The following is a 23,522-nucleotide window of genomic DNA, read 5'->3' on the forward strand; positions in this document are numbered from 1 at the left end:
CTCCCCGCGCCACGCACCCGTCGCGGGCTGACCTGCGACCGAGCCCGCTCGACCGCCTGTGCGTGGTTCAGCAGCCGGGTCCGGTGGGGTTCTGGATGCAGTCGCTGTCGACGAGGACGGTGTCGATCTGTCCGACGAGGACTGGTTGTGGGTCGCCGGTGATGGTGAGGGTGCCGGCGATGGGGCGCCAGGCGGAGCCGGCGAAGCGGTATTCGGCGCGGAGCACGATGTCGAGGGTGACGGTGTAGTGGCCGGATTCGTCGTACTGGTGGCTGGTGGCGGTGGCGGTGAATTCGCGGAGTCCGAGGCTCTCCCAGGTGGTGCCGGGGGTGGCGCTTTCGATGATGCCGCCGTCGCTGTGGGTCCAGCGGTAGCCGACGGGGGTGAAGCGGACGTCGGCGGGTTGGCCGAGCAGGGTGCCGGTGATGATCTGGGTGGATGCGTCGGCGATGAAGTTGGCGGGGAGGTCGCGTACGGCCCAGCCTCGGGGTTCCATGTCGCCGGCGGGTTTGGCCGGGACGAATGAGGCGATGTCGCGCAGGGTGATGATGGTGCCGGGGATCGGCGCGGCCGGGTCGGGCTCGGTCACGAAGCATCGGTTCGGATTCGTTGGACTGCACGCGTCGCGATCGTCGCCGAGAGCGACCTCGATCAGATTCAGCGCTCGATCGGCCTCCTCTTGGGCTGTGTCTTCCTCGGGCCCTTCCTCGTCCTCCGCAGAGGGTTCAGTCGCTGGCGCAGTCCCGTCGCGGCTGCCGTCCAATCGAGTCGCTCCATCGACGTTCTGACCTGAAACGATGTCGATCTCGTTCGCGGCGGCGCCGAGTGCATTGGTTGACCAGAGAAGCGCGACGACAGCAGTCGCGGCCGCACTCAGCAGAAGTCGTCGCCGGACCATTGCTCGGATCCTGACGGTAGGAGTTCCTTGGGATCTTGGGTTGAGGAGACGAAGGTTGCGACAAGTGGTCGTCGTTCGGTGCGTTCAGACGGCGTGACATCGGCCCCTGCGCCACTCAGCACTCGGACGGCTGAGACATCAATGCAGACGTACGTTGTGACTTCCGCAGCTCCGTCGATTTCGGTTCGCTGGACCAACTTCATCTGGTCGAATGTTGTGGCACCTGTCGTGTGGTTTCCGCTCTCGCTCAACCGCTGCAATGACTCGAGGAGCTCAGCTGCGTAGTCATCGGCAACCACCGGTCTGATGCGCTCGGGGTCGGCCCCGCCGTCTTGTGTGAGTTGGTCGACCGTGGCTGTGTAGGTCGCATACGACTTCGACGCCGCCGCGAGGGCCTCTTCATCGCTCCCGAAGATCGGCCCCGCGGCATCCGCTGATGGGCTCGGCAAAGGCGACGGCGCTGGGTCGGCGCCCGTGCACCCGCTCAGCAGCAGGGCGATCGCTCCGGCTGCCGCGAGCGCGGCGCCGGCCTGGCGCTGGAGGCGCCGCGTTGCGAACCGGGAATGAGGCATGGCGAATACCCTAAGCGAGCGAGCGGCGGGCCGGGGCAGTTATCCACAGCCTGGCGGCTTCCTCCCACGCCGCACACCGCTGGCTCTTCGAGGCGAGCGAGTTTCATAGACGGCACCAGATTCCGGGCACGGATGCCTCGTGGCGGGCGCCGTACTCGACTACCGTGGCGCCCATGCAGAGCGACGCGGCACCGATCCCGACGGCAACACCATCCGAGGTGGCTCAGCGTCTGATCGAGCAGAACACCTACCTCACCCTCGCCACCAGCGACGGCGCCGGGCGCCCGTGGGCGAGCCCCGTCTGGTTCGCGTCGCGCGGCCTTTCCGAGTTCTACTGGGTGTCGCGAACCGGCCGACGGCACTCGCGCAACATCGAGGGGCGCCCCGAGGTGGCGCTCGTCGTCTTCGACTCGACGGTGCCCGTCGGTCATGCCGAGGCCGTGTACGTCGATGCGGTCGCCGGCCAGGTCGACGACGTCGATCTCGCGGCCGCGCTCGCCGTCTACAGTGGGCGATCGATCGAGCAGGGGCTTCCAGCTTGGGATGCATCGGCGGTGACCGGTGATGCGCCGCACCGTCTGTACGTGGCGCGATCGGTCGACGTGTTCGTGCTCGACGAGACGGAGGGGCGGGTCGGCGTTCCGGTGAGGTGAACGCGCGAACGGCGTCTCCTGCGGATGGGCGCCCGTGGCGGTTCGCTTCGTCCCGAATGCGTATGCCAGTTCACCCTCAGCACTGCGGCGGTGCCCGACGTGCCGTTGCGGGGCGAACACCGAGGGCCTGGTGCCGGTCGGCGCGTGACCGTTCGCCACAGCAGCCTCCCAGCCGCGCCCTTAGGATCGAACCCATGGCCGGATTCTGGGGCAAACGCAAGCGCGACGAACAAGAACTCGACGCTCAAGACGCCGTGCTCGCGCAGCGGGCGGGCACCGCGCTCGTCGCCGCCGACGAACGCGTGCGCATCACGGCCGACGAGCTCGCCTTCGCCGACGCCGAGCTCGGCCACGAGGCGACGGCGGAACTGCGCACGGCGCTCGCCTCGGTGCGCGAGCACCTGGGCGAGGCGTTCCGGTTGAACCAGCTGAATCACGACGAGATTCCCGACACCGCTGACGAGTTGCGGCAGCGCAACGCCCGCATCGTGCAGCTCTGCGATTGGGCCGAAGACGTGCTCGACGAGCGCACGGCGGCGCTCGCCGAAAAGATCGCGCGCGCACGTCGCGCCCCTGAGATCATCGCCGGCGTGCGAGCCGATGCCGCGGCGCTCCGCTCCCGCATTCCGCAGGCCCGCGACACCGTCGAACGGCTCGCCGCCCGCTACGCGCCCGAGGCGCTCGCGCAGGTCGAGGCGAACCCCGCCCAGGCCGACCAGCTACTCGGATTCGCCGAGCACAGTGCCGGTGTGGCCGAGCGCCGGCGCGACGCCGGCCAGCGCGAGCAGGCCAACCTCGCGCTCGAGGCGTCGACCGAATCGGTGCGCCGCGCGGCGACCCTGCTCGACGCGGTCGAGACGTTCGAGGTCGAGGCACTGCGTGCGGAGTCGACGTTGGGCGCGATCGTCGAAGACTCCCGCGGTGACCTCGCCGTGGCGCTCAAAGAGCCGCACAGCGCCGGGGTCGCGGCCGCGATCGCCACCCTGCAGGGGGCGCTCGCCTCGCTGCCGCCGGCGGGCGTCAACACCGATCCATTCGCACAGCTCAGTCGCCTGCGTGAGGCGAATGCGGGGTTGGATGCCGCGATCGACGCGGCTCGAGAGCGGGCTTCCCGCCCGATCCCTTCGCTCGACCACGTGCACCACGCCATCGACGACGCCGACCGGCAGCTCGCCGTCGCCCGTGACGTGATCGCCGGCCACCGCGGCTGGATCGGCGCCGACGCCCGCACGCACCTCGCCGAGTCCGAGCGGGTTCGGGTCGACCTCGACCGCTTCCTCGGCACGCCCGCCGCGACCGTCAGCGTCATCGACGAAGACCGCCGCGAGCAGGCGATGACGATGGCGAGGCGTGTCGCGCACCTCGCGGCCGAGGCGCTGCAGCTCGCGCAGCGCGACATCGACTCGTCACGCCCGCAGGACCCGGGGCAGTGGGGCGGCGGCCCCGGGCAGGGCTACGGCGGCTACGGGGGTGGTCGCCGCGGCGGCGGCTCCGACATGATGGGCGGCATTCTCGGCGGACTCGTGATCGGCAGCATCCTCGACGGAATCTTCGACTGAGACGCGACGCGGCCTCCCTCACCCGCCCGCAGGCGGGCGTCGCTACTCGACCACCGCAGCTCACCGACGGCTTCGTCGAAGTACCGTGACCGTGGCGAGCGCCGCGAGGCCCGCGAGGGCGGCGGCGACCACCAGGGTCTCGCCGTCGGGGCGCACGACGCTCTGCCCGCGAAGCGCCTGCCAGGTGACGAGCAGCACGACCGCGGTGTAGCTCGCCGCCGCGACATCGAGCAGGCGGGCGCGGGTCGTCGCGTCCAGGTGCGTGAACCGCAGCAGCGCCCAGGCGAACAGCGGCAGCAACTGCAGGGCGTGCAGCCCGATGAAGTGCCCCACGCGCAGATCGCCGTGCTCGAGGCTCCAGCCCGTGATCGGCAGCCCGGCGCCGCCGTCGACCGCCCCGACGGTGTGTCCGCCGGAGTCGTTCCATTCCTTGTTGAAGATCATGGTGACCGCCGCGAGCATGCCGAGCACGCAGATGCCGATTCCCCAGCGGAGCCCCGCACCCAGCCCGGGGTCGAGGCCTCGCTGCGTCAGGGCGAGCACGCCGGCGGCGATCGTCGCCATGAGCACGAGCGACACGATGCCGCCCATGGCGTACCACACCGCGGCATCCAACTCGGTGGATTCGTTGTAGTGGCTGGTGGTGCCGCGGAAGACCTGCATCTCGACGAGCGCGATCTCGGCGACGAGGGCGACCGTGATGACGGTGCTGAGCACCGCGAGCATCCGAGCGTGGCCCCGTACGTGCGACAGGATCCAGCGCAGCGTCAGCAGGTAGACCGCGATCGAGAACGAGAACTTGGCGGGTTTCATCCAAGCGGGAGCCCCGGTGAGCACGGTCGGATCGACGATTAGGCCGACGATGGCGATCGCGAACGCGACGGCGCTCACGCCGGCGCCGACCGCGAGCACGGCGCGTGCTGCCGACTGGCGGGGCGAGGAGAGGCGAAGAGTACTTTGGGTCGAGGTGATCATGCCTCGATGCTGCGCGCCGGTCGTGCAGCCGTCATCGCGCCGGGGAACGCCTCGTTCTCGTACCACGGGACGAGGCGCACGCCCGTCCGATGCGGTTTCGTCGGGGTGAAGGCCGAAGGGAGCGACCGATGAATCGAACTTCAGTCGCGGCGGGTTCGCGGGTCACCGACCTCGTCTACTCAGGCATCGCCCTCGTCGCCGCGGTACTGGCCGTGGTCGGTGCGCAGTTCGATCCCGTGGTCGTGGTGGCCATGCTGATCGCCCTGGTGCCGTGGGCTCTGCTCGTCTTCGGCGTCGAGCTTCCCCAGCCGGCCTTCGCGGCCCTCGCGATCATCCCCGTGGTCCCGGTCATCGCCCTCTCCGAGATCGGCGCGGCGCTTTTCGTCAGCTTCGCGGCGGCGAGCCGGCTCGCCAGCAGGTCCGACGACCGCTGGTTGGTCGGCACGGTCGTCGTCGTCGTCATGGTGCTGCCGTTCGTGCCGTTCCTGTTCGGGGTCGAGTGGGATGTCGGCGCGATCTACTTCGCGTTCGGCGGCGCGTTCAGCGTGCTCGTGGGCGTGCTCCTGCGCCGCGCCACGCGGTTGGCCGACGAACTGCGCGCTGCCGAGAGCGAGTTGGTGGATGCCGCGGCGCGCGAGGAGCGGCATCGCATCGCCCGTGACGTGCACGACCTCGTCGCGCATTCGCTGACGGTCGTGGTGCTGCACGTCGGCGGGGCACGTCGTGTGCTGCGCTCGGATCCGGATGCCGCGGCAGCGGCCCTCACCGACGCCGAACGGGTGTCGCGCGAGAGTCTCGACGCCATTCGCGGGGTCGTCGGCATGCTCCGGGACGACGAGGAGCCGGGGGAGGGGTCGTTGGACCTCGAGCGACTCGTCACGACGTATCGCTCGGCCGGGCTTCGGGTGGAGCTGAGTCTCACCGGCACCGCCGAACTCCTTTCACTGCCCATCCGGCTCACGCTCTACCGGGTCGTGCGAGAGGCGCTGGCCAACGCAGCCCGGCACAGCGCACCCGGCACGGCGGCGACGGTGGAGGTCGGGATCGACGATCACGCCGTGGTCGCCCGCGTCTCCAATGAGTTCGTGCCGACCGGCGCGACGGAGCCAGGTCCCCGTTCCGAGGGTTTCGGGCTCATCGGACTGCGGGAGCAGACCGCCTCGCTCGGCGGCGAGCTCAGCAGCAGGGCCGAGGGCCACTCGTGGGTCGTCGAGTGCCGACTTCCCGTCGGGGGTGACGCATGATCGCGCCACTGCGGCTCGTGCTCGTCGACGACCAGGCCATGGTGCGAGCCGGCCTCGCCCTCATCCTCGGTGCCGAACCCGACATCTCGGTGGTCGCCGAATGCGTCGACGGCACGGGCGTGCTGCCGGCGGTTCGCGCGCACCGGCCCGACCTCGTGCTGATGGACGTCCGGATGCCGCGGATGGACGGCCCCGAGGCGACGCGGCGGCTGCGGGCCGTCTCGGCGTCCCCTCCCGTGCTCGCCCTGACGACGTTCGACGACGACGCGGTGCTCTGGGGAGCGCTCACGGCCGGGGCCGCGGGCTTCGTGCTCAAAGACAGCCCGGCCGAAGACCTGATCACGGCAGTGCGCGTCGTTGCCGCCGGGGGAGCCTGGCTGGACCCGCGGGTGCTTCCCCGGGTGCTCGCGCGAGCGAAGGATCGTGCGCCGGCGTCTCCGACGGCGAGCCGGGCCATCGAGCAGCTGACCCCACGCGAACTCGAGGTGCTGCGCTGCATCTGCCGCGGGGCGAACAACCGCGAGATCGCCGCGCAGTTGCACGTGGGGGAGCGCACGGTGAAGTCGCACGTGTCGGCGATCTTCATGAAGCTCGGCGCGCGCGACCGTGCCGCGGCGATCATCACCGCCCACGATGCGGGGTTGCGCACCTGAATTTCGAACGTCGACGGTTTCGAACGTCGACCGTAGGATTGAGCATGGCCGGTTTCCGGGTCAGGCGTTTCGGGATCGGGCGCACACGCGGTGCGTCTGAACTCGAGGTTCGCGATGCCGACCTGGCGAAGCAGGCAGGAACGGCCCTGGTCGCCGCCGACGAGCGCTTCCGTGTCACGGTCGACGAGCTGGGATTCGCCGAGGCGGAGTTGGGGCGGGACGCCACGACGCAACTGCGCGAGACGCTCGCCTCGGTGCGCAGGCACCTGAACGATGCGTTCCGGCTGCACCGGCTCAATCACGATCCGAGCGCCGGCAGCAGAGGCAGCGCCGACGAGGTACGGGCTCGAAACCTGCACATCGTGCAGCTGTGCGAGTGGGCCGAAGACACGCTCGCGCGTCAGGCCGCCGACCTAGCCGACCGGGCCAGACGCGCGCGGCGTGCACCGGAGATCGTCGCGGCTGTGCGCGCCGACCTCGAGCGTCTGCGCGCCCGCATCCCGCACGCCCGCGAGACCGTCGATCGGCTCGCCGCCAGGTATGCGAACGAGGCGATCGCTCGAATCGAGGCGAACCCCGTGGAGGTCGAGCAGCTGATCGGGTTCGCCGAGCACAGCGCAGGGGTGGCCGAGGTGCGATGGGCGGCCGGTCAGCGCGAGCAGGCGAGCGTCGCGCTAGAGGCATCCGCGGCATCCGTGCAGCACGCAGCGGGTCTGCTCGATGCGGTCGAGGCTTTCGAGGTCGAGGCGTTGCGAGCGGAGTCGATGCTGGTGGCGCTCGTCGAGGAGTGCCGGCGGGACCTCGCGGCCGCACTCGAAGAGCCACGCTCCCGCCGCGTCGCCGATGTGGCTGGCGAGCTGCAGGCAGCCCTCGCCGCCATCCCGCAGGTGGGGGTCGACACCGATCCGTTCGCACACCTGAGCCGACTGCGCGAGGCGCGCGCGACGTTGGTTTCCGCCGTTGCAACGGCCCGCGAGCGCGCGACGGATCTGATTCCGCTGGTGGACCATGTGCACCATGCGATCAAGGACGCGGACCGGCAGCTCGACATCGCCCGTGATGCCATCGCCGCTCACCCGGGCTGGATCGGCGCCGAGGCACTCACGAGGCTCGCCGAATCCGAGCACGCCCGGGTCGATCTCGGCCACGTCCTCGGCGGTTCGGACGCGGTCATCACCACGACAGGCCAGGAGCACCGAGAACGGGTGATCGCATTGGCCCGGCGGGCCGCGTCGCTCGCGAGCGAATCCCTGCGCCGAGCCCAGCATGACATCGAAGCGTCACGGCGGCCCGGGCGGGCTCTCGGGTCGCGTGGCCGGGTCGCGGCGCTCGCCGACGAGCGCCGACTCGTCGGCTGAAGGTTCGACTGCCGCATCGATCGCATCAGGTCGGCGCCGACCGTTGGCGGAATATCGTGCCACGTCGTCCGACGACCAACGTTTGCGCTGCCGGGCGCCGCGCAAGAATGGGCGGGTGACTCGCCGTGGCCTGATTCTGTTCGCCGCGCTGGGTGTTGCGTGGGGCATCCCGTATCTGTTCATCAAGGTGGCGGTGTCTGAACTCGACCCGGCGATGGTGGTGCTCGCCCGCTCGGGGCTCGCGGCGATTCTGCTGCTGCCGCTCGCGCTGTTCCGCCACGAGGTCTGGCCGGTGCTGCGCCGCTGGAAGCCGATGCTCGCGTACACCGTCGTCGAGATCGTGCTGCCCTGGTACTTCCTGAGTTCGGCCGAGCAGCACTTGCCGAGCTCGACCGCCGGCCTGCTGCTGGCCGCCGTGCCGCTCGCGGGCGTGGCGATCGCCTTTCTCATGGGGCGCCCCGCACGGCTCTCGGGCATCAACTGGCTCGGCATCGCCCTCGGCATGCTCGGCGTCGCGGCGCTCGTCGGTCTCGACATCGCAGGGTCAGACCTGTTCGCCGTCGCCCAGATGGCGGTCGTCGTCGTGGGCTACGCCCTCGGGCCGGCGATTCTCTCGCGCTGGATGCCCGACCTGCCCGGCGTCGGCGTCGTGGCCGTCTCGCTCGCGGGCGCCGCGATCATGTACGTGCCGTTCGTGCTCGCGACCGGCGGCGTGCCGTCGGTCTGGCCGTCGCCCGCGGTCATCGTGTCGGTGATCGTGCTCGCCGTGATCTGCAGCGCGCTCGCCTTCCTGCTCATGGTCGGCCTGATCGCCGAGATCGGCCCCGTCAAGGCGACCACGATCACCTACGTCAACCCGGCCGTCGCGATCATCGCCGGCGTGCTCGTGCTCGGCGAGCGAGTGACCGTTTGGACCATCGTCGGCTTCGGGCTCGTGCTGCTCGGCTCGTATCTCGTGACGAGACACCGGCAGGGGTCGGAGGTGGCGCCTGCGTCGGCGTCCACAGAATCGGCGGCGGCCTCAGCGGGTTGAGACGGCTCGCAGGCAGCTTGCTCGGCGCGTCGACTGCGACCGTCAGAGGTGCGGCACGAGGCTCTGCACCTGCTGCTCGGGCGTGACGATGTGCGGCGAGAACGGATGCCCCGCGACCTCCGCCAGTGCGGCCGCGTACTCCTCGATCACGAAGACGCGATCGGGCGGGTTCCCGGTGGAGTCGAGCCCGGTGGCGAGAACGACGATGGTGGTGTCCGTGTCGGGGTTGTACCGAACCATCGAGTTGTAGCCGGGCATGTTCCCGTTGTGCCCGATCCAGCCGCTCTTGCACATGAGCGCCTCGCCGTAGAACTCGTCGGGGCCGAGCATAGAGGTGCCGAACGAACTCAGCCGCTGCACTTGGGCGGTTGCCGCGAGCACCCCTTGCCCGGTGGCGAGCGCTCGTCCCCAGACGAGCAGATCGTCGACGCGGCTGATCATGGCGCCCGCCGCTCCTGCCGAGGAGGGATTCCACTCGCTGGCATCCACCCACGTGTCGGTCGGGTCGGCGCCGCCGTACACCGTCAACGGCAAGGTGTAGCCGCCCAGGTGGGGGCTCGGCACCGCGGCATCCGTCGGGTAGATCGTCGATGTGAGACGCAAGGGGTCGAGGATTCGGGTCTGCACCGCCTCATCGAGGCTCTGACCCGTGACCTCTTCGATCACGAGGCCCAGCAGCACGAAGTTCGTGTTCGAGTACTCCATGTCACTGCCGGGCGCGAACGAGGTGGGCATCGCCCAAGCGTCGTGGAGCAGCTGTTGCGGCGCCCACTGCGCGCCCGTGTCGCTCAAGAAGTCGGCACCCCATTCGGGGTTGTCGGAGTAGTTGGGCAGGCCGCTCGTCATGGTGATGAGCTCGCGCAGGGTGATGCGGGATCCGTTCGGCACCCCCGGCACGTAGTGGTCGATCGGGTCGTCGAGCGAGAGCTCGCCCTCGTCGGCCAGCTGCAGCACGACGGTGCCGACGAACGTCTTCGTGACCGATGCGATGCGCTGGTGCATGTCGGTGGCGGCCGCAGCGCCCGTGACGAGATCGGCCGTGCCGTACGCCTCGGCCCAGGTGCCCTGCGGGCTGCGCACGCCCACGACGACCGCGGGCGCGAAGACCTCGACGTGTTCGAAGACAGCGGATGCCGCGGCGTCGAAGTCGGTGCTCAGTGCCGCCGACATCGGCTCGGTCGACTGCGTGTCCTTCGCGGCCACGACCTCCTCGGCGTCAGACACGCACGCCGCCGCCGAGCCGTCGACCGGCTCGAACGATGCGGCGGTCGGTGCTGCGGATGTCGCGGCCGGCGCACCGCCGGTGCACGCGCCGAGCGTGAGCAGGAGCGCCAGACCGAGACCGACGGCGGCGGCGGAGTTGGAGCTCGGGTTGGCCACGGGTGCCTCGTTCCGTCGGTGCTCCGACGCGAACCGGTCGGCCCTGTCTGCATTGTGGCACGCAGCCGACGGGGCGGCGGGTGATCACCCCACAACTGGGGCGCCGGGCGAGATCACCGCCGAAGTCACTCAGGCGGAACGCCAAGGTCGCGGATGAGATAGGCCCACGGCAGGGAGCGGCACGCCAGGATCCAGCCGTCGTCTTCATCGCGTCGGGAGGGGCCGCGCCCGATGATCCGCTTGTGCTCCCACTGCGTTTCGGTGCGCACCATGCGGTGGCGCAGCATGCCGGCCTCCACCGTGTGCCAGCCCGCTCGCCCGGCGAGTTCGAGTTCGGCCAGCTCGTCGAACGCGGTGACCGGGCCGAGCCAGCGATACCCCGAGCCGTCGTCGGCCGTGGCATCCGCTCGGCTCGTATCACCGAAGCGCTGTTGCGCGGCCTGCCTGCTCATGCCGAGCTCGGCGCCGATCGCCGACCAGCTGACGCCGCCCGAGCGGGCCGACTCGACAGCCTGGCGAAGGATGGCGCGTACCTCGCGTTCGGCCTCGGCGCTCGCGCGGATGAGTGCGAGATGGCCGTCGCGGCCGATCTCGCCATCGACCGCCCCATCGACCTCGACGGAATCGAGGATCGCGAGCGTGACCGCGTCGCCGACGCTGCTCATCGCTCGTCGTCGCGGCTCGGCAGCCACCAGCCGCGGCCCTCGCCCGACCGGTCACGCCCGTTGCGAGCCGACAGCCAGCCGAGTGTGCCGGCCAGCAGCACCGTTCCGGCAATGGTCAGCACGATTCCGATGCCGAACAGGATGCCTCGAGCGAACCCCTCGAGCAGGAGGATGCCCAGCATGGTGGTGGTGATGCCGAACAGGACGGCGCCGAAGCCGGTCGTCCAGCCGGCGATGAGGTGTCGATTCGTTGGCCATCGCATGTGTCAATGATAGGTTGACGCGTCACGACTGTCAAGGAAGGGTTGACATGCAGGGTTTCGGATGACGACCGTGGCACCGCGCCACCGCTGGGTCTTCACTTTGAACCAAACGAGATCCGCCAGCGAGACGATGCGTTCAGCGCCAGCAGCCCCTACGAGATCAGGAACCGCCTGTGCGCGCGTGATCAGCGGATGCGTGACGCTGCTGAGTATCGTGCCGATATTCGGCACGTCTTGCTTGATGTCGTTGAGACAACGTCGAGTGGGGCGAACGCCATCGGACGGGGATTGCATGCCGTGGGCCTATGGCCCGCCACCGTCACTGCTCGGGTACCCCGCCCAGGTCGTCGAGCTCGGCGCGCGTGAAGCCGGTGATCTCGCTGATGAGCGATCCACGGCTCCCGTCGAGGCGCAGCAGCGACGCCGTAATGGCAGCATTGAGTTCGCCGCGATGGCTGTCGACGTAGTCGCGAACGGCGGCGTCGACGATGTCTTTCTTCGTGCGACCAAGAAAGTGCGCAGCATCGGAAATGAGCTGATCCGTTGCGGCATCGACCTTGATCGGGCTGACGGCGGGCATGCCGACGCCCCTCTCTTCGTGTGGGTGACCTGACTGTACCAAAGTACCATGCGGTACTCAACGCAACCAGTATCGATCGAGACGGCCGCGGGCGACCTCCTCAACCTGCGGACACCTCCGCGGCTCGTCGTCCCCGGTCGCTACACTTCGAGCGTGCGCACCGCCGGAGTCGATCTCGCCGCAGACACCAAGAAGACGGCGGTCGCCGTCATTCGTTGGGAGCCGGGTCGGGCCACCGTCGAGCAGGTCGAGCTCGGGGCATCCGACCGCCTCATCGTGGACGTCGCAGCGGAGGTCGACATGATGGGCATCGACTGCGCGTTCGGGTGGCCGGATGACTTCGTGGAGTTCGTGAGCCGCCACGCGCAGGGTGCCCGGGTCGATCTCTCGCGCGACGACGGGATCGACTGGCGCCGGCGCCTTGCGTACCGCGAGACCGACCGCGAGGTGCTGCGTCGCACCGGGCGCAGCCCGCTGAGCGTGGCGACGGATCGGCTGGGGCTGACCGCCATGCACTGCGCGGCCCTCCTCGACGCGCTGGCCGACCGGATCGGCCCGATCCGGCGTGGCGGTTCCGGTCGCGTCGTCGAGGTGTACCCGGCCGCAGCCCTGCGCCTCTGGGAGCTGAGCCGGCCGCGCTACAAGGTCGACGCAGACGTGCGGGCCGGTCTCATTGCGAGTCTCGGGGAGTGCGCGCCGTGGCTCGACCTCGAGTCGGTCAGGGCTCAGATGATCCGATCGGATGACGCGTTCGACGCCGTCTTCGCGGCGCTGATCGCTCGGGCACACGCGCTCGGCGGTACGTACCCCGTGCCGGCGGCGGTTCGTGAGCAGGCTGATCGCGAAGGATGGATCGTGCTGCCGAGTGGTGGGGTTGAGGAGCTTGCGGGTTCCTGACTGTGGTGACCGACGGATGCCCCTGGCGCCGTGATGCCTGAGGTGTGGCGCCGTCTGGGTGGCTCCGTAGGGCGCGGGCGTTGGCCCTACGAAGTGAACTGCTCCTGCCCGAGTACGCGCAGAAGCGCGACTTTGTCGGCAGCTTCGGTGCGTGGAGCGGCGGTCAGGATGAGCAAGACCTGGGACTGATCTTCGGTGAGCAGCGCCTGGCAGTCGAACTCGATCGCACCGACCTCGGGGTGAATCAGAATCTTGTGGTCCTCGAAACGCCGCGCGACCTCGTGCCGCTCCCACAGCTCGGCGAACTCGGGGCTCTCCTTCTGCAGGGCCCGCACCAGTTGGCCGGCCCGAGAAGCGGAGCCTCCGAGGCCGTAGGCGACGCGAAGGTTCGCCACATGAGCGCGGGCCTGCCGCGGCTGGTCGGCGACCGGGTAGACGGCGCGCTCTGAGGCATCCGTGAACCATCGATAGATTGCCGACCGCGCCAGGCCGGTGAAGTGGGAGTGATCGCCGAAGAGGGCGACGGCCAGCTGGTTCTGCACGAGCGTCTCGGCGAGGCCTGAGAGCACCATGGCGGGAGTGTCGTCGAGGCGGTCGAGCGCGCGCTGCAGCGCCGGGGCGACATGCGTGTCGAGCGAGGCGCGCGGTGGCGCGTTGTGGCCGCTGATGCGGTAGAGGTGGTCGCGCTCATCGGTCGTGAGCCGCAGCGCCCGGGCGAGTGCGGCGAGCATCTGCTCCGACGGCTGGGGCCCGCGCCCCTGTTCGAGGCGGGTGTAGTAGTCGGCGGACATGCCGGTGAGCTCGGCCACCTCGCCGCGCCGCAACCCGGCGACCCGCCTGCGGGCCCCGGGGCGAAGGCCGACGTCTTCGGGGCGCAGGTTCTCACGCCGGTGGCGGAGGAAGTCGGCGAGCTGTTCGCGGTCCATTCCTCCATCATGCGCCGCTTCGGCGCCCACAGGGAGGGATCGGGAATCCTACGACAACCGGGTCTCTCGTGCCGCGGCGCGGCTCGGCGCATCGTGGTCGGTGACCCGGTCGAACGGCGGGGTCAGCGAAAGGACACTCATGAACATCTCGGGCAACACCATCTTCATTCCCGGCGGCACCTCGGGCATCGGCCTCGCGCTGGCACTGCGCCTGCAGGATGCCGGCAACACCGTCGTGATCGGCGGCCGACGCACGGACGTGCTCGACCGCCTCGCAGCCGAGCACGGCTTCGGCACCGTCACGATCGACACGACCGACCCCGCCTCGGTGCTCAGCGCCCGCGATGCGGTGGTCGCCGCCCACCCCGAGCTGAACGTGCTCATCGCGATGGCCGGCATCATGCTGGCAGAGGATGTCACGAAGGCCGACTTCCTCGACGACGCGGAGCGCACCGTCGACACCAACGTGCTCGGGCCGGTGCGTCTGATCTCCGCGTTCACCGAACAGCTGCAGAGCCGGCCGGATGCCACGATCATGACGGTCTCGTCGGGCCTCGCCCACACGCCCTTGCGGGTCACGCCGAGCTACAACGCCTCGAAGGCGTTCATCCACCAGTTCAGCGAGAGCATTCGGCTGCAGCTCGCCGGCACCTCGGTGCAGGTCATCGAGCTCGTGCCGCCCGGGCTTCGCACCGAGCTCATGCCCGGCCAGTCGCAGATCGAGGCGTTCCTCCCGCTCGACGACTACATCGACGAGACCATGTCGCTCCTGGCCGGTCAGCCGGACGTCACCGAGATCCTCGTCGAGCGGGTCAAGCCGCTGCGCTTCTCCGAGGTGAACGGCGTGTACGAGCAGGCGGTTGCGATGGCGAACTCGCACTGAGCTCAGTCATGAATCGGTGACATCGGATGCCTCGTGCCCGCCGCATTCGCTACGGTCGACTCGTGACCCTGCAACCTGTCGGCGCCGGCGTGCCCGCTCCCGCCCAGTTCCTCGTTTCCGTCGGCAACATCCACGCGACGCAGCATCACGTCGTCACCCCGTCGGGCACGTGGCCGATCGCCGACGTGAACATCACCACGCAGGATCAGACGCAGGCGACCACGCACACGCCGGCCTGGGCGATCGTCATGGTCGTGATCTTCATCTGGTTCTTCCTGCTCAGCCTGCTGTTCCTGCTCGCGCGCGAGACCCGCATCAGCGGCTACGTCAACGTGACGGTGTGGGGCCCGGGCGGGCAGGTGTACACCGAGAACGTGCCCGTCTGGGATGCCATGCAGCGTGCCGACGTCTTCAACCGCGTCGTCTACCTGCAGCAGCTCAGCGGCGCCGAGCGCGCACGGCTCGGGCGCACGGGCTGACATTTCTCGCGGAACCGTTGGTCGAGACCGAGAACTGTTGGTCGAGCTTGTCGAGACCTGTCGGCGCGCGGGGCAGCGTTGATTGACGTCGTGAGTATTCGACTACTCAACGATCCACATGACTACTTCATGCCTCATATGACTACGTTTTTCATCACGTCTTCGAATCGCGAGTCGTAACGTCGCGGCGTCATGGACGACCACTCGGGTCGCATGGCCGGGCTGGATCGCTGACCGACGAACGACGCCTCGCCGGCTGAGCGGCTCGGCTGCAGGTCGACCGCCGAACTTCTGGGACACGACCGAGGCGCTCGCTACACTTCGAGCGTGCGCACCGCCGGAGTCGATCTCGCCGCAGATACCAAGAAGACAGCGGTCGCCGTCATTCGGTGGGAGCGAGGGCGAGCCACCGTCGAGCAGGTCGTGCTCGGGGCATCCGACGGCCTCATCGTGGAGGTTGCAGTGGAGGTCGATCTGATGGGGATCGACTGTGCGTTCGGGTGGCCGGATGACTTCGTGGAGTTCGTGAGCCGCCACGCCGCGGGTGCCCGGGTCGACCTCTCGCGCGACGAGGGGATGGACTGGCGTCGGCGCCTCGCCTACCGCGAGACCGATCGCGAGGTGCTGCGTCGCACCGGGCGCAGCCCGCTGAGCGTGGCGACGGATCGCCTGGGCCTGACCGCCATGCATTGCGCGGCCCTCCTCGACGCACTGGCCGACCGCATCGGCCAGATCCCGCGTGGCGGTTCCGGTCGCGTCGTCGAGGTCTACCCGGCTGCAGCCCTGCGCCTCTGGGAATTGAACCGGCCGAACTACAAGGTCGACGCAGACGTGCGGGTCGGTCTGATCGCAAACCTCGAGGAGCGCGCGCCGTGGCTCGACCTCGAGACAGTGCGGCCTCAGATGATCCGATCGGATGACGCGTTCGACTCCGTCATCGCGGCGCTGGTCGCTCGGGCACACGCGCTTGGCGGCACGCACCCGGTGCCGCCGGCGGTTCGCGAGCAGGCGGATCGCGAAGGATGGATCGTGCTGCCGAGTGGTGGGGTTGAGGGGCTAGCAGGCTCCTGACGGGTGTCGATCGTCTACACGCGCTGGCGGCATCCGTCGGGGGCGATCTTCGCGGTCGTGGGCGCGCTCCGCCTGCTCTGGTCGTTTTTCGTCGCGTAGTCCTGCGCCGCCACGCCATCTGCGCGGCCGACCCCGCAGACGAGGCAGGCGCCGTCGCCGTCGTGCTCGTGCACGCGGAGGGCGGCCTCGAGAACCTGCGACTGCAGGTCCAGTCCGGCGGTCGCAGTGTCGCTCGCATCGGCGACGCGCTGCAACGCGCCGCCGAGTGCTGCCCGCGCCTCCGGCACAGATGTGGAGACAATATCGATACTTCCGCATGCGACCACAAGACCCCGAAGTGGGGGTCTGAGGAGAGATTCCCGCAGATTGGCCCCAGGGAGGTCGAACCATTGGTGAACGAAGTCCGCCGGAGCCCGCGCCAGTCGGGGACGGCCATGGTGTACGCCAGAATGAAAGTATGACCGGGACGATGAGCGGGAGTGTGATGGCGGAGCCGCGGCATATCAAGTCTCGGGAGCGCGTGCGCGACCTTGGCGAGGTTTATACCCAGGCGCGGGAAGTGAACGCGATGCTCGACCTCATTCCGGATGCCTTCACCGACATCGACACGCGCTTCCTCGAGCCGGCCGCTGGCGACGGGAACTTCCTTGTCGCGATTCTGGAGCGCAAGATCAGTGCGATTGACGAGAAGAAGCACGGAGGAAGCGAGCATTGGTACGAGTTCGCCCTGCTACGTTGCCTCGCCTCGACCTATGGCATCGACATAAACGACGAGAACGTCGATGAGGCGCGCCAACGAATGATGGTGGTGATCGATGCGGCCCATGTGTTCCGGGGGGCGCCGGTGACTGAGGGGTTCGCGCGCGCGGCCGAAGCGATCATTGCGACCAACGTCGTCGTCGGTGACTCGCTGAACGCGGCCGATCAGATCGTGTTCGTCGAATACACGCCGCTTGCAGAAGAACAATTTCAGCGCGTGCCATCGGAGCTCGAGGCACCGATGATGGATCTGTTCTACGAGCCACCGAGGGCACTCCCGACGGTGCACTATTCGGAGCTCGGGAATTGACGGCCGAAGGGGTCGCGGGGGCGAGGGACCTTCCCAACGTGCATGTTCCCGACGTGCTTGAAACACTCGCGCAGCTGCCGAACGACGACGTCTATACACCGCCGAAGGTCGTCGCCGCGATGCTCGACATTCTGCCCACGCACGTCTGGTCGGAGCCGCACTACACATGGCTCGATCCCGCGACGAAGTCGGGCATCTATCTCCGCGAGGTCTTCAAGCGGCTCATGGTCGGCCTCGCTGCGTGGGAGCCGGATGGCCAGAGACGTCGCGAGCACATCCTCAGGCACATGCTTTTCGGTGCTGCGACGACTCAGATCAACGGCGAGGTTGCTCGTCGCTCGCTTTACCAGACGAAGAACGCAACGGGCATCGAGGTGAAAGACCCGGCTCTTGCGAAGTTTGTCGTTCCCTTCAAATCGTTCGATGGGAACGTTCCATTCATTCCGTCCGATCACACGCTCGACCGCCGAGGCACAAAGTGCGTCCTCTGCAAGGCTCCCGCAGCACTTATCCGTGAGCAACGCGAGTCGTACGCCTACTCGTTCATACACGACACCTATCCGACCGAGGAGATGGCGATGAAGTTTGATGTGATCGTCGGGAACCCGCCGTATCAGATGGGTACTGAAGGCCACGGGAAGACTGCGTCGAGCATTTACCACTTGTTTGTGCAGCGGGCGATCGCTATGAACCCGAGATATGTGGTCATGATCACGCCGTCGCGCTGGTTTGCGGGGGGAAAGGGTTTGGATGGCTTTCGCGATCAGATGATCTCTGACCGGCGGCTTCGCGTTCTTGTCGACAATCCCCGACAGTTCGATGTGTTTGCTCAGGTCGAGATTCAGGGTGGCGTCTCATACTTCCTCTGGGACCGCGATCACCCCGGGGATTGCGAGTTCTCCACTCGTGTCGGTGGTGAGGTTCGCGATACGTCCGCGCGCGACCTGCGCGATGGCGCCGGGGTGGTCCTGCGTGACAACCGAGCAGTCGGCATCCTTCGGAAGGTGCAGGCGATGCAAGACCCTGTCCGAGTGGAAGACGTATCTAGCGTCACGAAGCCGTTCGGACTGCAGATGCGGTCGAACTACAAGGGGAGCGCAACAGAGCCATTCGCCGGTTCGATTCCGCTGATCTATGCGACGAAAATCGGCTACAGCCGCGCCGATCAGATTGAACGCAACCATGAGTGGGTCAACAGCTGGAAGGTTTTGCTTCCAATGGCCTACAATGGCGGGCGCACGATCGGTGCCGACGGAATCATCGTGGAAACCGTTCTCGGCGAGCCCATCGCTCTCGCGCCCGGATCCGCATGTACCCAGACCTACTTCATCCCGGGCCGATTCGAGTCGCGAGAAGAGACCGAGAACTTTGCGTACTACCTCGCAACCAAGTTCGTCCGGTTCCTCGTTCTTCAGCGCAAGATCTCACAACACGTCACCCCCGATCGATTCCGTTTTGTGCCGATGCTCGATATGAAGCGACGGTGGACGGACGACGAGCTCTACGCAAGGTACGGGCTGTCCGAAGAGGACATCGCCTACATTGAGGCATCCATCAAGCCCCGTACGGTAAACCTCTCCCTGGACTCCCCGATTCCCGAAACCCACCTTCCCGGTGGGCGGAAGCACCGAGCCGGGGACTCCGCCGTCGACTCTGACGAGGGGGACGACGAGTGAAGACCGATGTCGTCAAGCCGAAGGACGTCTTCTACAACCCGACGCGGCTCGTCGTGCCGCTGTTTCAGCGGCCCTACGTCTGGTCTAGGGAGACGCAGTGGGCCCCGCTGTGGCAGGACATCGTTCGGCTGATCGAAGTGATCTCGCAGCACAATCAGACCGCGACGCACTTCCTCGGCGCCATCGTCATCCAGCAGGTGCCGACCACTCTCGGGGCATTGCCTACATGGAATGTGATCGACGGTCAGCAGCGGCTCACGACGCTGCAGCTCCTCCTCGATTCGTTGCACACCGAGCTCGAGCGGCGCGGGTGGGCGCAACTCGCGGGTCAGATTCTTCCGCTGGTGGAGAACCCGTCCGACTACCGCGACGACGAGAACGACCGCTACAAGCTCTGGCCGACCAATCGCGATCGTGACGGCTTCACATCCGTGATGTCCGCACCGACTCCCGTCGACTATTCAGCGGGGGTGAAGTCCCGGCTGGGCGATGCACACGAGTTCTTCGCAGGCTCGATCACCACCTGGCTCGGTGAGGATGAGGCTGCTGAGCAGCGTGCCCGGATGCTCGTCGCTACGGTGATGGACCGACTGGAGATCGCCAGCATCCGCCTCGACGCGAATGAAGACGCTCAGGCGATCTTCGAAACGCTCAACGCGCGCGGAACACCCCTGTCTGCAGCTGACCTCATCAAGAATTTCGTCTTCCAGAACCTCGTTGGCACGCCGCACGATGCCGAGAAAGCCTACCTAAGCTATTGGGCCGAGTTCGAGACGCCGTGGTGGGAGAAAGAGATCACCACCGGTCGGATCAAGAATTCCCGGGCCTCGCTGTTCCTGTGGCAATGGCTTACCGCTAGAACGCTGGTCGACTTCCCGATTCGCGAGGTGTTCACGCAGTTCAAGCACTACGTGAATACGGTCGCGAAGGACATCGGCGTGCTGCTTCCGCAAATCAAGGCAGCTGCCGATCGCTACCGGTCGATCATCGAAGGGTCGGAGAACGCAAACGGACCACTCAGCAGAGCGGAGCTCTTCAGCTATCGCGTCGGTACCCTCGACTCCGAGATCGCACGCCCCCTGCTCATTTGGCTGGACGAGCCCGAGCAGGCCGCGGTCCCCCACGCTGAGCGGAAGCGAATTCTCGGAATCCTCGAGAGTTGGTTTGTGCGCCGGGCCTTGGTGAAGGCGCCGTCGCAGGGTTCGAACCGATTCATCATCGATCTGATGCAGCACCTCAGCACACAGCCGAGTGACGTCCTCGCCGACGCGACCGAGTCGTTCCTCGTCGCGAACCACACTGCCGTCGGGTATCTGCCCGGCGACGACGAGGTCAGAGAAGCACTGACGGGCGCCACCGCGTACTGGAAGTACCTGCGCGGTCGCCTGCGGATGGTTCTTGAAGCTCTGGAAGATGCGAAGCGCGGGTACCCCGACGGCAAGCAGTTGGCAATGGGCCCGGTCGTCCGTGGCAAGGGCACGATCGAGCACCTGATGCCGCAGGGTTGGCGCAAGCACTGGCCGGCTCAGCTCAACGATGAGGAGGAGGCGGCGCGGGACCGCACTGTGCAACAGCTCGGAAACCTCACGCTGGTCACGCAGAAACTCAACAGCAAGGTCAACAACGGACCTTGGTCGACTAAGCGAGAGCACTTCCTCAACCACGACGATGTGCTGATCACGAAGGACGCCATGAACCTCACCCCGGATCGCTGGGGAGAGTCGACGATCGAACAGCGCACGGCGCTGCTCATCGATCAGATTCTCACGATCTGGCACGCACCCGCCGGCCACGTCGGACTGTCTGGAGCCGCGGCTACGCCCTCGGCCACTGTCAGCGTGGATATCGCGCAGCTCGTCTCCTCGGGCTGGCTCGAGGTGGGAACTGAACTCACGACCCGGCATCCGACTTCGAAGCATGCGGGAGTGCGCGCATCCGTCGCGCAGGACGGACGCGTCTTCATCGGTGATGCCCCATACGACAGCCCGTCAGCGGCCGCCGTGGCAGTCACGGGTACAGACACCAACGGGTGGTGGTGCTGGGTGAACGCCGACACCGGAAAGTCTCTGCAGGATCTCCGAGCGGACTACCTGGCGAGTCTCGGTGAAGCCGATGCGGATGTCGTCGACGATGTCTCCGATGACGTCGACGAGCCAGAGGTCGACAATTCTGGGCCGGAGGACGACGCAGCGTGACGAACCACATCTACGCCTACACGCACGCTGGGCACGCGAAGCCGTGGCGGCGCGCGAGCGGGCAGAAAGGCGCGTCGTGGATCAAAGTCGGTCAGACCGTCAATCCGGGAATCGATCGAGTGAGACAGCAGGTCGGTACAGCGTTCCCAGGACTTCACGGCGTCGACATCCTTTTCCACTCCGAGCCTGCGGTCGGGCCTAACGGCGCGGACTTCAGCGACCATGACGTTCACCGCGTCCTGAGGAACGCGGGAATCGTCAACCCGGGTGGTGAATGGTTCGAGGCGACCGAGGCCGAGGTCTGGGCAGCGCTGCGATCGTTGCAACGCGGGCTTCCGTTCGACCCGACACGCATCCAGGATTTTGAACCGCGCCCCGAGCAGGTGCGGGCCGTCGAGCAGACTGCCACGTTCTTCCGAACCCACGCTGCGTCAGGGCCCGAGTCCGCCGTGAAATTCCTTTGGAACGCAAAGATGCGCTTCGGGAAGACGTTCACTACGTACCAGCTCGCGAAGGAGATGGGCTGGACGAAGCTGCTCATCCTCACGTACAAGCCAGCAGTGCGGAGCGCGTGGCGGGACGACCTGCTGAGCCATGTCGACTTCATCGACTGGCAGTACGTGGACCGTGATACGCCTCCGCGCCAGGCAGATGCCCTGATCGACAGCGGACGACCGACTGCTTGGTTTGCTTCGTTCCAAGACGTGATAGGCCGTGACCCGGAGGGCAAGCCGAAGGAACGCAACGAGACTCTGCACCTCGTTGACTGGGATTGCATCGTGATCGATGAGTTCCATTTCGGAGCGTCGACCACTGCCGCTCGCGAGGTCTACGACCCGCAGGACAAAGCGGAAGCCGCCCTGGCGCAGATGTTCCTGAAGGCCGCGGACGAGTCGAGCGACACCGACGCCGACGTCGTTCCAGAGCTCGACTACGGACTAAAGACCAAGTATCACCTGCACCTCTCGGGCACCCCGTTCAAGGCGATTACGAACGGCGACTATGCCGAGTCCGAAGTGTTCAACTGGACCTACATCGACGAGCAGCGCGAGAAGACCGATTGGGACGTTACGAAGGGCCGCAATCCCTACGAAGAGCTGCCACAGATGCGTATGTACACGTACGCGATGGGCATGCCAGGTGGTGAGTGGGCAGGGGACGGGGAGTTCGACGGTTTTGACCTGAACACCTACTTCAAAGCGAAGAAGGCCGAGGGCGGATTTGCCTTCGAGAAGCCGGACTACGTCGCATCATTCCTCGAGCTCATTCGCGGAAAGAAGGCGCTGCCGGAGAAGATCGTTGAATCCAGCGAGGCGAACGCTCAGTTCCCGTACGAGGCCGCTGAGTTCAAGGATGCGGTGCGGCACTCTGTCTGGTACCTCCAGGACGTTGCCGCCTGCGAGGCGATGGCCGATCTGCTGCATAGCGACCCGTACTTCTCCACGTACGAGATCTACGTCGCGGCGGGAACGAAGGCGAAGATCGGCGCGCAGGCGCTACCGCCGCTCCAGGCCGCGATTCGTAGCGCGGAGGAACAGGGAAAGTCGGGGTCGATAACTCTCTCGTGCGGAAAGCTAATGACGGGGGTGACTGTCCCGGAGTGGTCATCCATCTTCATGCTTCGATCGCTGAAGGCGCCGGAATCGTACTTCCAGGCCGCGTTCCGCGTGCAGTCGCCGTGGAAAATTGACGGAGACATCCAGAAGCACACCGCCTACGTGTTCGAATTCGACCCGAACCGTGCACTCTCGCTCGTGGCGCTATACGGCACAGAGTTGGCGAACAACTCTGCCGATCGGAGTGCCACGCAGGCATCGGTTCTGGGCGAGCTGATCAACTTCCTCCCGATCTTCGCGATCGACGGCGGTCGGATGGAGCAACTCGACGTCAACGCCATCCTCCAATGGGCACACGGCGGTATCAGCGCGAACGCTCTCGCACGCCGCTGGCGGTCCGTCGACCTGTACAACCTGAACGGCGTCACGATGGACCGGCTCCTCCAGGACGCCGATCTCATCGCCGAGCTCGAGCAGATCGAGGACTTCCGCACCATTCGCGAGGAGGCCGAGAAGATCGTCACCGCATCGAAGAAGCTCTCTGCCGTGAAGCGGGCTGGCGGCGGGGCGAACGAACAACGCAAGCCAAAGAAGGAGATCGCTGAGAAGCGGAAGAACATCCGCGAGAAGCTCAAGAAGGTATCCGCCAAGGTGCTGATCTTCATGTACCTGACTGACTTCCGCGAAGAGAGACTCGCGCACGTCATCGAGTCGCTCGACACCGAACTCTTCCTGCGCTCGACGGGTCTCTCGCTGGGTTCCTACACGAAGCTGACCGAGATCGGCGTGATCGACGTCGGCAACATGACCGACGCGATTCAGAAGTTCCGCTACTTCGAGAAGAAGAGCATCGAAGCGCTGGTCGAGTCCTGAGTTGGATCCGAACTGGTTTGACTGGCTAAGTCTTGCTGTCACCGTGCTCGCCGCCGTTGCGCCC

24 protein-coding genes are annotated in these 23,522 nt (G+C 67.1%); 14 read left to right on the forward strand and 10 right to left on the reverse strand.

Annotated elements, in window-relative coordinates:
- Positions 1–67: 67 nt before the first annotated feature.
- Positions 68–898: a PKD domain-containing protein gene (locus tag ACWGST_RS05865; RefSeq protein WP_452045719.1), complete on the reverse strand. Its 831-nt coding sequence runs from the start codon at positions 896–898 to the stop codon at positions 68–70.
- Positions 874–1,470: a hypothetical protein gene (locus tag ACWGST_RS05870; RefSeq protein ID WP_452045720.1), complete on the reverse strand. Its 597-nt coding sequence runs from the start codon at positions 1,468–1,470 to the stop codon at positions 874–876. The genes ACWGST_RS05865 and ACWGST_RS05870 overlap by 25 nt, the downstream gene beginning before the upstream one ends.
- Positions 1,471–1,688: 218 nt before the next feature.
- Between ACWGST_RS05870 and ACWGST_RS05875 the strand changes: the two genes are divergently transcribed.
- Together ACWGST_RS05875 and ACWGST_RS05880 are read left to right on the forward strand one after the other, a co-directional pair.
- Complete coding sequence (locus ACWGST_RS05875) at positions 1,689–2,123, forward strand: pyridoxamine 5'-phosphate oxidase family protein (protein WP_452045721.1); 435 nt, start codon at positions 1,689–1,691, stop codon at positions 2,121–2,123.
- A gap of 194 nt (positions 2,124–2,317) precedes the next feature.
- Positions 2,318–3,682, forward strand: coding sequence for a hypothetical protein (locus ACWGST_RS05880; protein ID WP_452045722.1), 1,365 nt, complete (start codon positions 2,318–2,320; stop codon positions 3,680–3,682).
- 60 nt (positions 3,683–3,742) lie between these two features.
- Here ACWGST_RS05880 and ACWGST_RS05885 read toward each other — a convergent pair whose 3' ends face one another.
- Entirely contained in the window at positions 3,743–4,657 is a 915-nt protein-coding gene (locus ACWGST_RS05885) for a hypothetical protein (protein WP_452045723.1), read from the reverse strand.
- A 128-nt stretch (positions 4,658–4,785) separates the two neighbouring features.
- Between ACWGST_RS05885 and ACWGST_RS05890 the strand changes: the two genes are divergently transcribed.
- The 4 genes from ACWGST_RS05890 (at position 4,786) to ACWGST_RS05905 (ending at position 8,945) form a co-directional block, all read left to right on the forward strand.
- On the forward strand, positions 4,786–5,901 hold the full coding sequence (locus ACWGST_RS05890) for a sensor histidine kinase (protein ID WP_452045724.1): 1,116 nt from the start codon (positions 4,786–4,788) through the stop codon (positions 5,899–5,901).
- Positions 5,898–6,554: a response regulator gene (locus tag ACWGST_RS05895; RefSeq protein WP_452045725.1), complete on the forward strand. Its 657-nt coding sequence runs from the start codon at positions 5,898–5,900 to the stop codon at positions 6,552–6,554. The genes ACWGST_RS05890 and ACWGST_RS05895 overlap by 4 nt, the downstream gene beginning before the upstream one ends.
- 44 nt (positions 6,555–6,598) lie before the next feature.
- Complete coding sequence (locus tag ACWGST_RS05900) at positions 6,599–7,912, forward strand: hypothetical protein (RefSeq protein ID WP_452045726.1); 1,314 nt, start codon at positions 6,599–6,601, stop codon at positions 7,910–7,912.
- Positions 7,913–8,027: 115 nt separating this feature from the next.
- On the forward strand, positions 8,028–8,945 hold the full coding sequence (locus ACWGST_RS05905) for a DMT family transporter (protein WP_452045727.1): 918 nt from the start codon (positions 8,028–8,030) through the stop codon (positions 8,943–8,945).
- Positions 8,946–8,987: 42 nt separating this feature from the next.
- On the opposite strand, the gene ACWGST_RS05910 is transcribed toward ACWGST_RS05905, so the two are convergent.
- The 5 genes from ACWGST_RS05910 to ACWGST_RS05930 form a co-directional block, all read right to left on the reverse strand.
- On the reverse strand, positions 8,988–10,325 hold the full coding sequence (locus tag ACWGST_RS05910; protein ID WP_452045728.1) for a serine hydrolase domain-containing protein: 1,338 nt from the start codon (positions 10,323–10,325) through the stop codon (positions 8,988–8,990).
- Between the two features lie 125 nt (positions 10,326–10,450).
- Positions 10,451–10,990 carry a hypothetical protein gene (locus ACWGST_RS05915; RefSeq protein WP_452045729.1) on the reverse strand — a complete coding sequence of 180 codons (540 nt, stop codon included), beginning with the start codon at positions 10,988–10,990 and terminating at the stop codon, positions 10,451–10,453.
- Positions 10,987–11,253 carry a hypothetical protein gene (locus ACWGST_RS05920; protein WP_452045730.1) on the reverse strand — a complete coding sequence of 89 codons (267 nt, stop codon included), beginning with the start codon at positions 11,251–11,253 and terminating at the stop codon, positions 10,987–10,989. Before ACWGST_RS05920 ends, ACWGST_RS05915 begins: the two co-directional genes overlap by 4 nt.
- A gap of 3 nt (positions 11,254–11,256) precedes the next feature.
- On the reverse strand, positions 11,257–11,547 hold the full coding sequence (locus ACWGST_RS05925; protein ID WP_452045731.1) for a hypothetical protein: 291 nt from the start codon (positions 11,545–11,547) through the stop codon (positions 11,257–11,259).
- 25 nt (positions 11,548–11,572) lie between these two features.
- Positions 11,573–11,833: a hypothetical protein gene (locus ACWGST_RS05930; protein WP_452045732.1), complete on the reverse strand. Its 261-nt coding sequence runs from the start codon at positions 11,831–11,833 to the stop codon at positions 11,573–11,575.
- A gap of 153 nt (positions 11,834–11,986) precedes the next feature.
- Between ACWGST_RS05930 and ACWGST_RS05935 the strand changes: the two genes are divergently transcribed.
- Positions 11,987–12,730: a DUF429 domain-containing protein gene (locus ACWGST_RS05935; RefSeq protein ID WP_452045733.1), complete on the forward strand. Its 744-nt coding sequence runs from the start codon at positions 11,987–11,989 to the stop codon at positions 12,728–12,730.
- An 86-nt stretch (positions 12,731–12,816) separates the two neighbouring features.
- Here the strand turns inward: ACWGST_RS05935 and ACWGST_RS05940 are convergent, their stop codons facing one another.
- Positions 12,817–13,656, reverse strand: a complete 840-nt coding sequence (locus ACWGST_RS05940) for a helix-turn-helix transcriptional regulator (RefSeq protein WP_452045734.1) — start codon at positions 13,654–13,656, stop codon at positions 12,817–12,819.
- Positions 13,657–13,795: 139 nt separating this feature from the next.
- Here ACWGST_RS05940 and ACWGST_RS05945 point away from each other — a divergent pair, with 139 nt between their 5' ends.
- From ACWGST_RS05945 to ACWGST_RS05955, 3 genes are all read left to right on the forward strand, one after another.
- On the forward strand, positions 13,796–14,539 hold the full coding sequence (locus tag ACWGST_RS05945) for an SDR family oxidoreductase (protein WP_452045735.1): 744 nt from the start codon (positions 13,796–13,798) through the stop codon (positions 14,537–14,539).
- A 62-nt stretch (positions 14,540–14,601) separates the two neighbouring features.
- On the forward strand, positions 14,602–15,018 hold the full coding sequence (locus ACWGST_RS05950) for a hypothetical protein (RefSeq protein WP_452045736.1): 417 nt from the start codon (positions 14,602–14,604) through the stop codon (positions 15,016–15,018).
- A gap of 327 nt (positions 15,019–15,345) precedes the next feature.
- Positions 15,346–16,089 (forward strand): DUF429 domain-containing protein, encoded by a 744-nt coding sequence (locus ACWGST_RS05955; protein ID WP_452045737.1) that lies wholly within the window; start codon positions 15,346–15,348, stop codon positions 16,087–16,089.
- 14 nt (positions 16,090–16,103) lie between these two features.
- Here ACWGST_RS05955 and ACWGST_RS05960 read toward each other — a convergent pair whose 3' ends face one another.
- Positions 16,104–16,376 (reverse strand): hypothetical protein, encoded by a 273-nt coding sequence (locus tag ACWGST_RS05960; RefSeq protein ID WP_452045738.1) that lies wholly within the window; start codon positions 16,374–16,376, stop codon positions 16,104–16,106.
- Between the two features lie 170 nt (positions 16,377–16,546).
- Between ACWGST_RS05960 and ACWGST_RS05965 the strand changes: the two genes are divergently transcribed.
- Genes ACWGST_RS05965 through ACWGST_RS05980 form a run of 4 tightly spaced genes read left to right on the forward strand, consistent with a single transcriptional unit; the run spans position 16,547 to position 23,458 of the window.
- The gene (locus tag ACWGST_RS05965) at positions 16,547–17,158 is read left to right on the forward strand and encodes an SAM-dependent DNA methyltransferase (RefSeq protein ID WP_452045739.1); all 612 of its coding nucleotides are present in this window, start codon (positions 16,547–16,549) and stop codon (positions 17,156–17,158) included.
- Between the two features lie 53 nt (positions 17,159–17,211).
- Positions 17,212–18,834 carry an Eco57I restriction-modification methylase domain-containing protein gene (locus tag ACWGST_RS05970; RefSeq protein WP_452045740.1) on the forward strand — a complete coding sequence of 541 codons (1,623 nt, stop codon included), beginning with the start codon at positions 17,212–17,214 and terminating at the stop codon, positions 18,832–18,834.
- Positions 18,831–21,029: a GmrSD restriction endonuclease domain-containing protein gene (locus ACWGST_RS05975; protein WP_452045741.1), complete on the forward strand. Its 2,199-nt coding sequence runs from the start codon at positions 18,831–18,833 to the stop codon at positions 21,027–21,029. Before ACWGST_RS05970 ends, ACWGST_RS05975 begins: the two co-directional genes overlap by 4 nt.
- Positions 21,026–23,458, forward strand: a complete 2,433-nt coding sequence (locus tag ACWGST_RS05980) for a hypothetical protein (protein WP_452045742.1) — start codon at positions 21,026–21,028, stop codon at positions 23,456–23,458. Before ACWGST_RS05975 ends, ACWGST_RS05980 begins: the two co-directional genes overlap by 4 nt.
- Positions 23,459–23,522: the final 64 nt, after the last annotated feature.

Source organism: Agromyces sp. NPDC055520 (genome assembly GCF_053619715.1).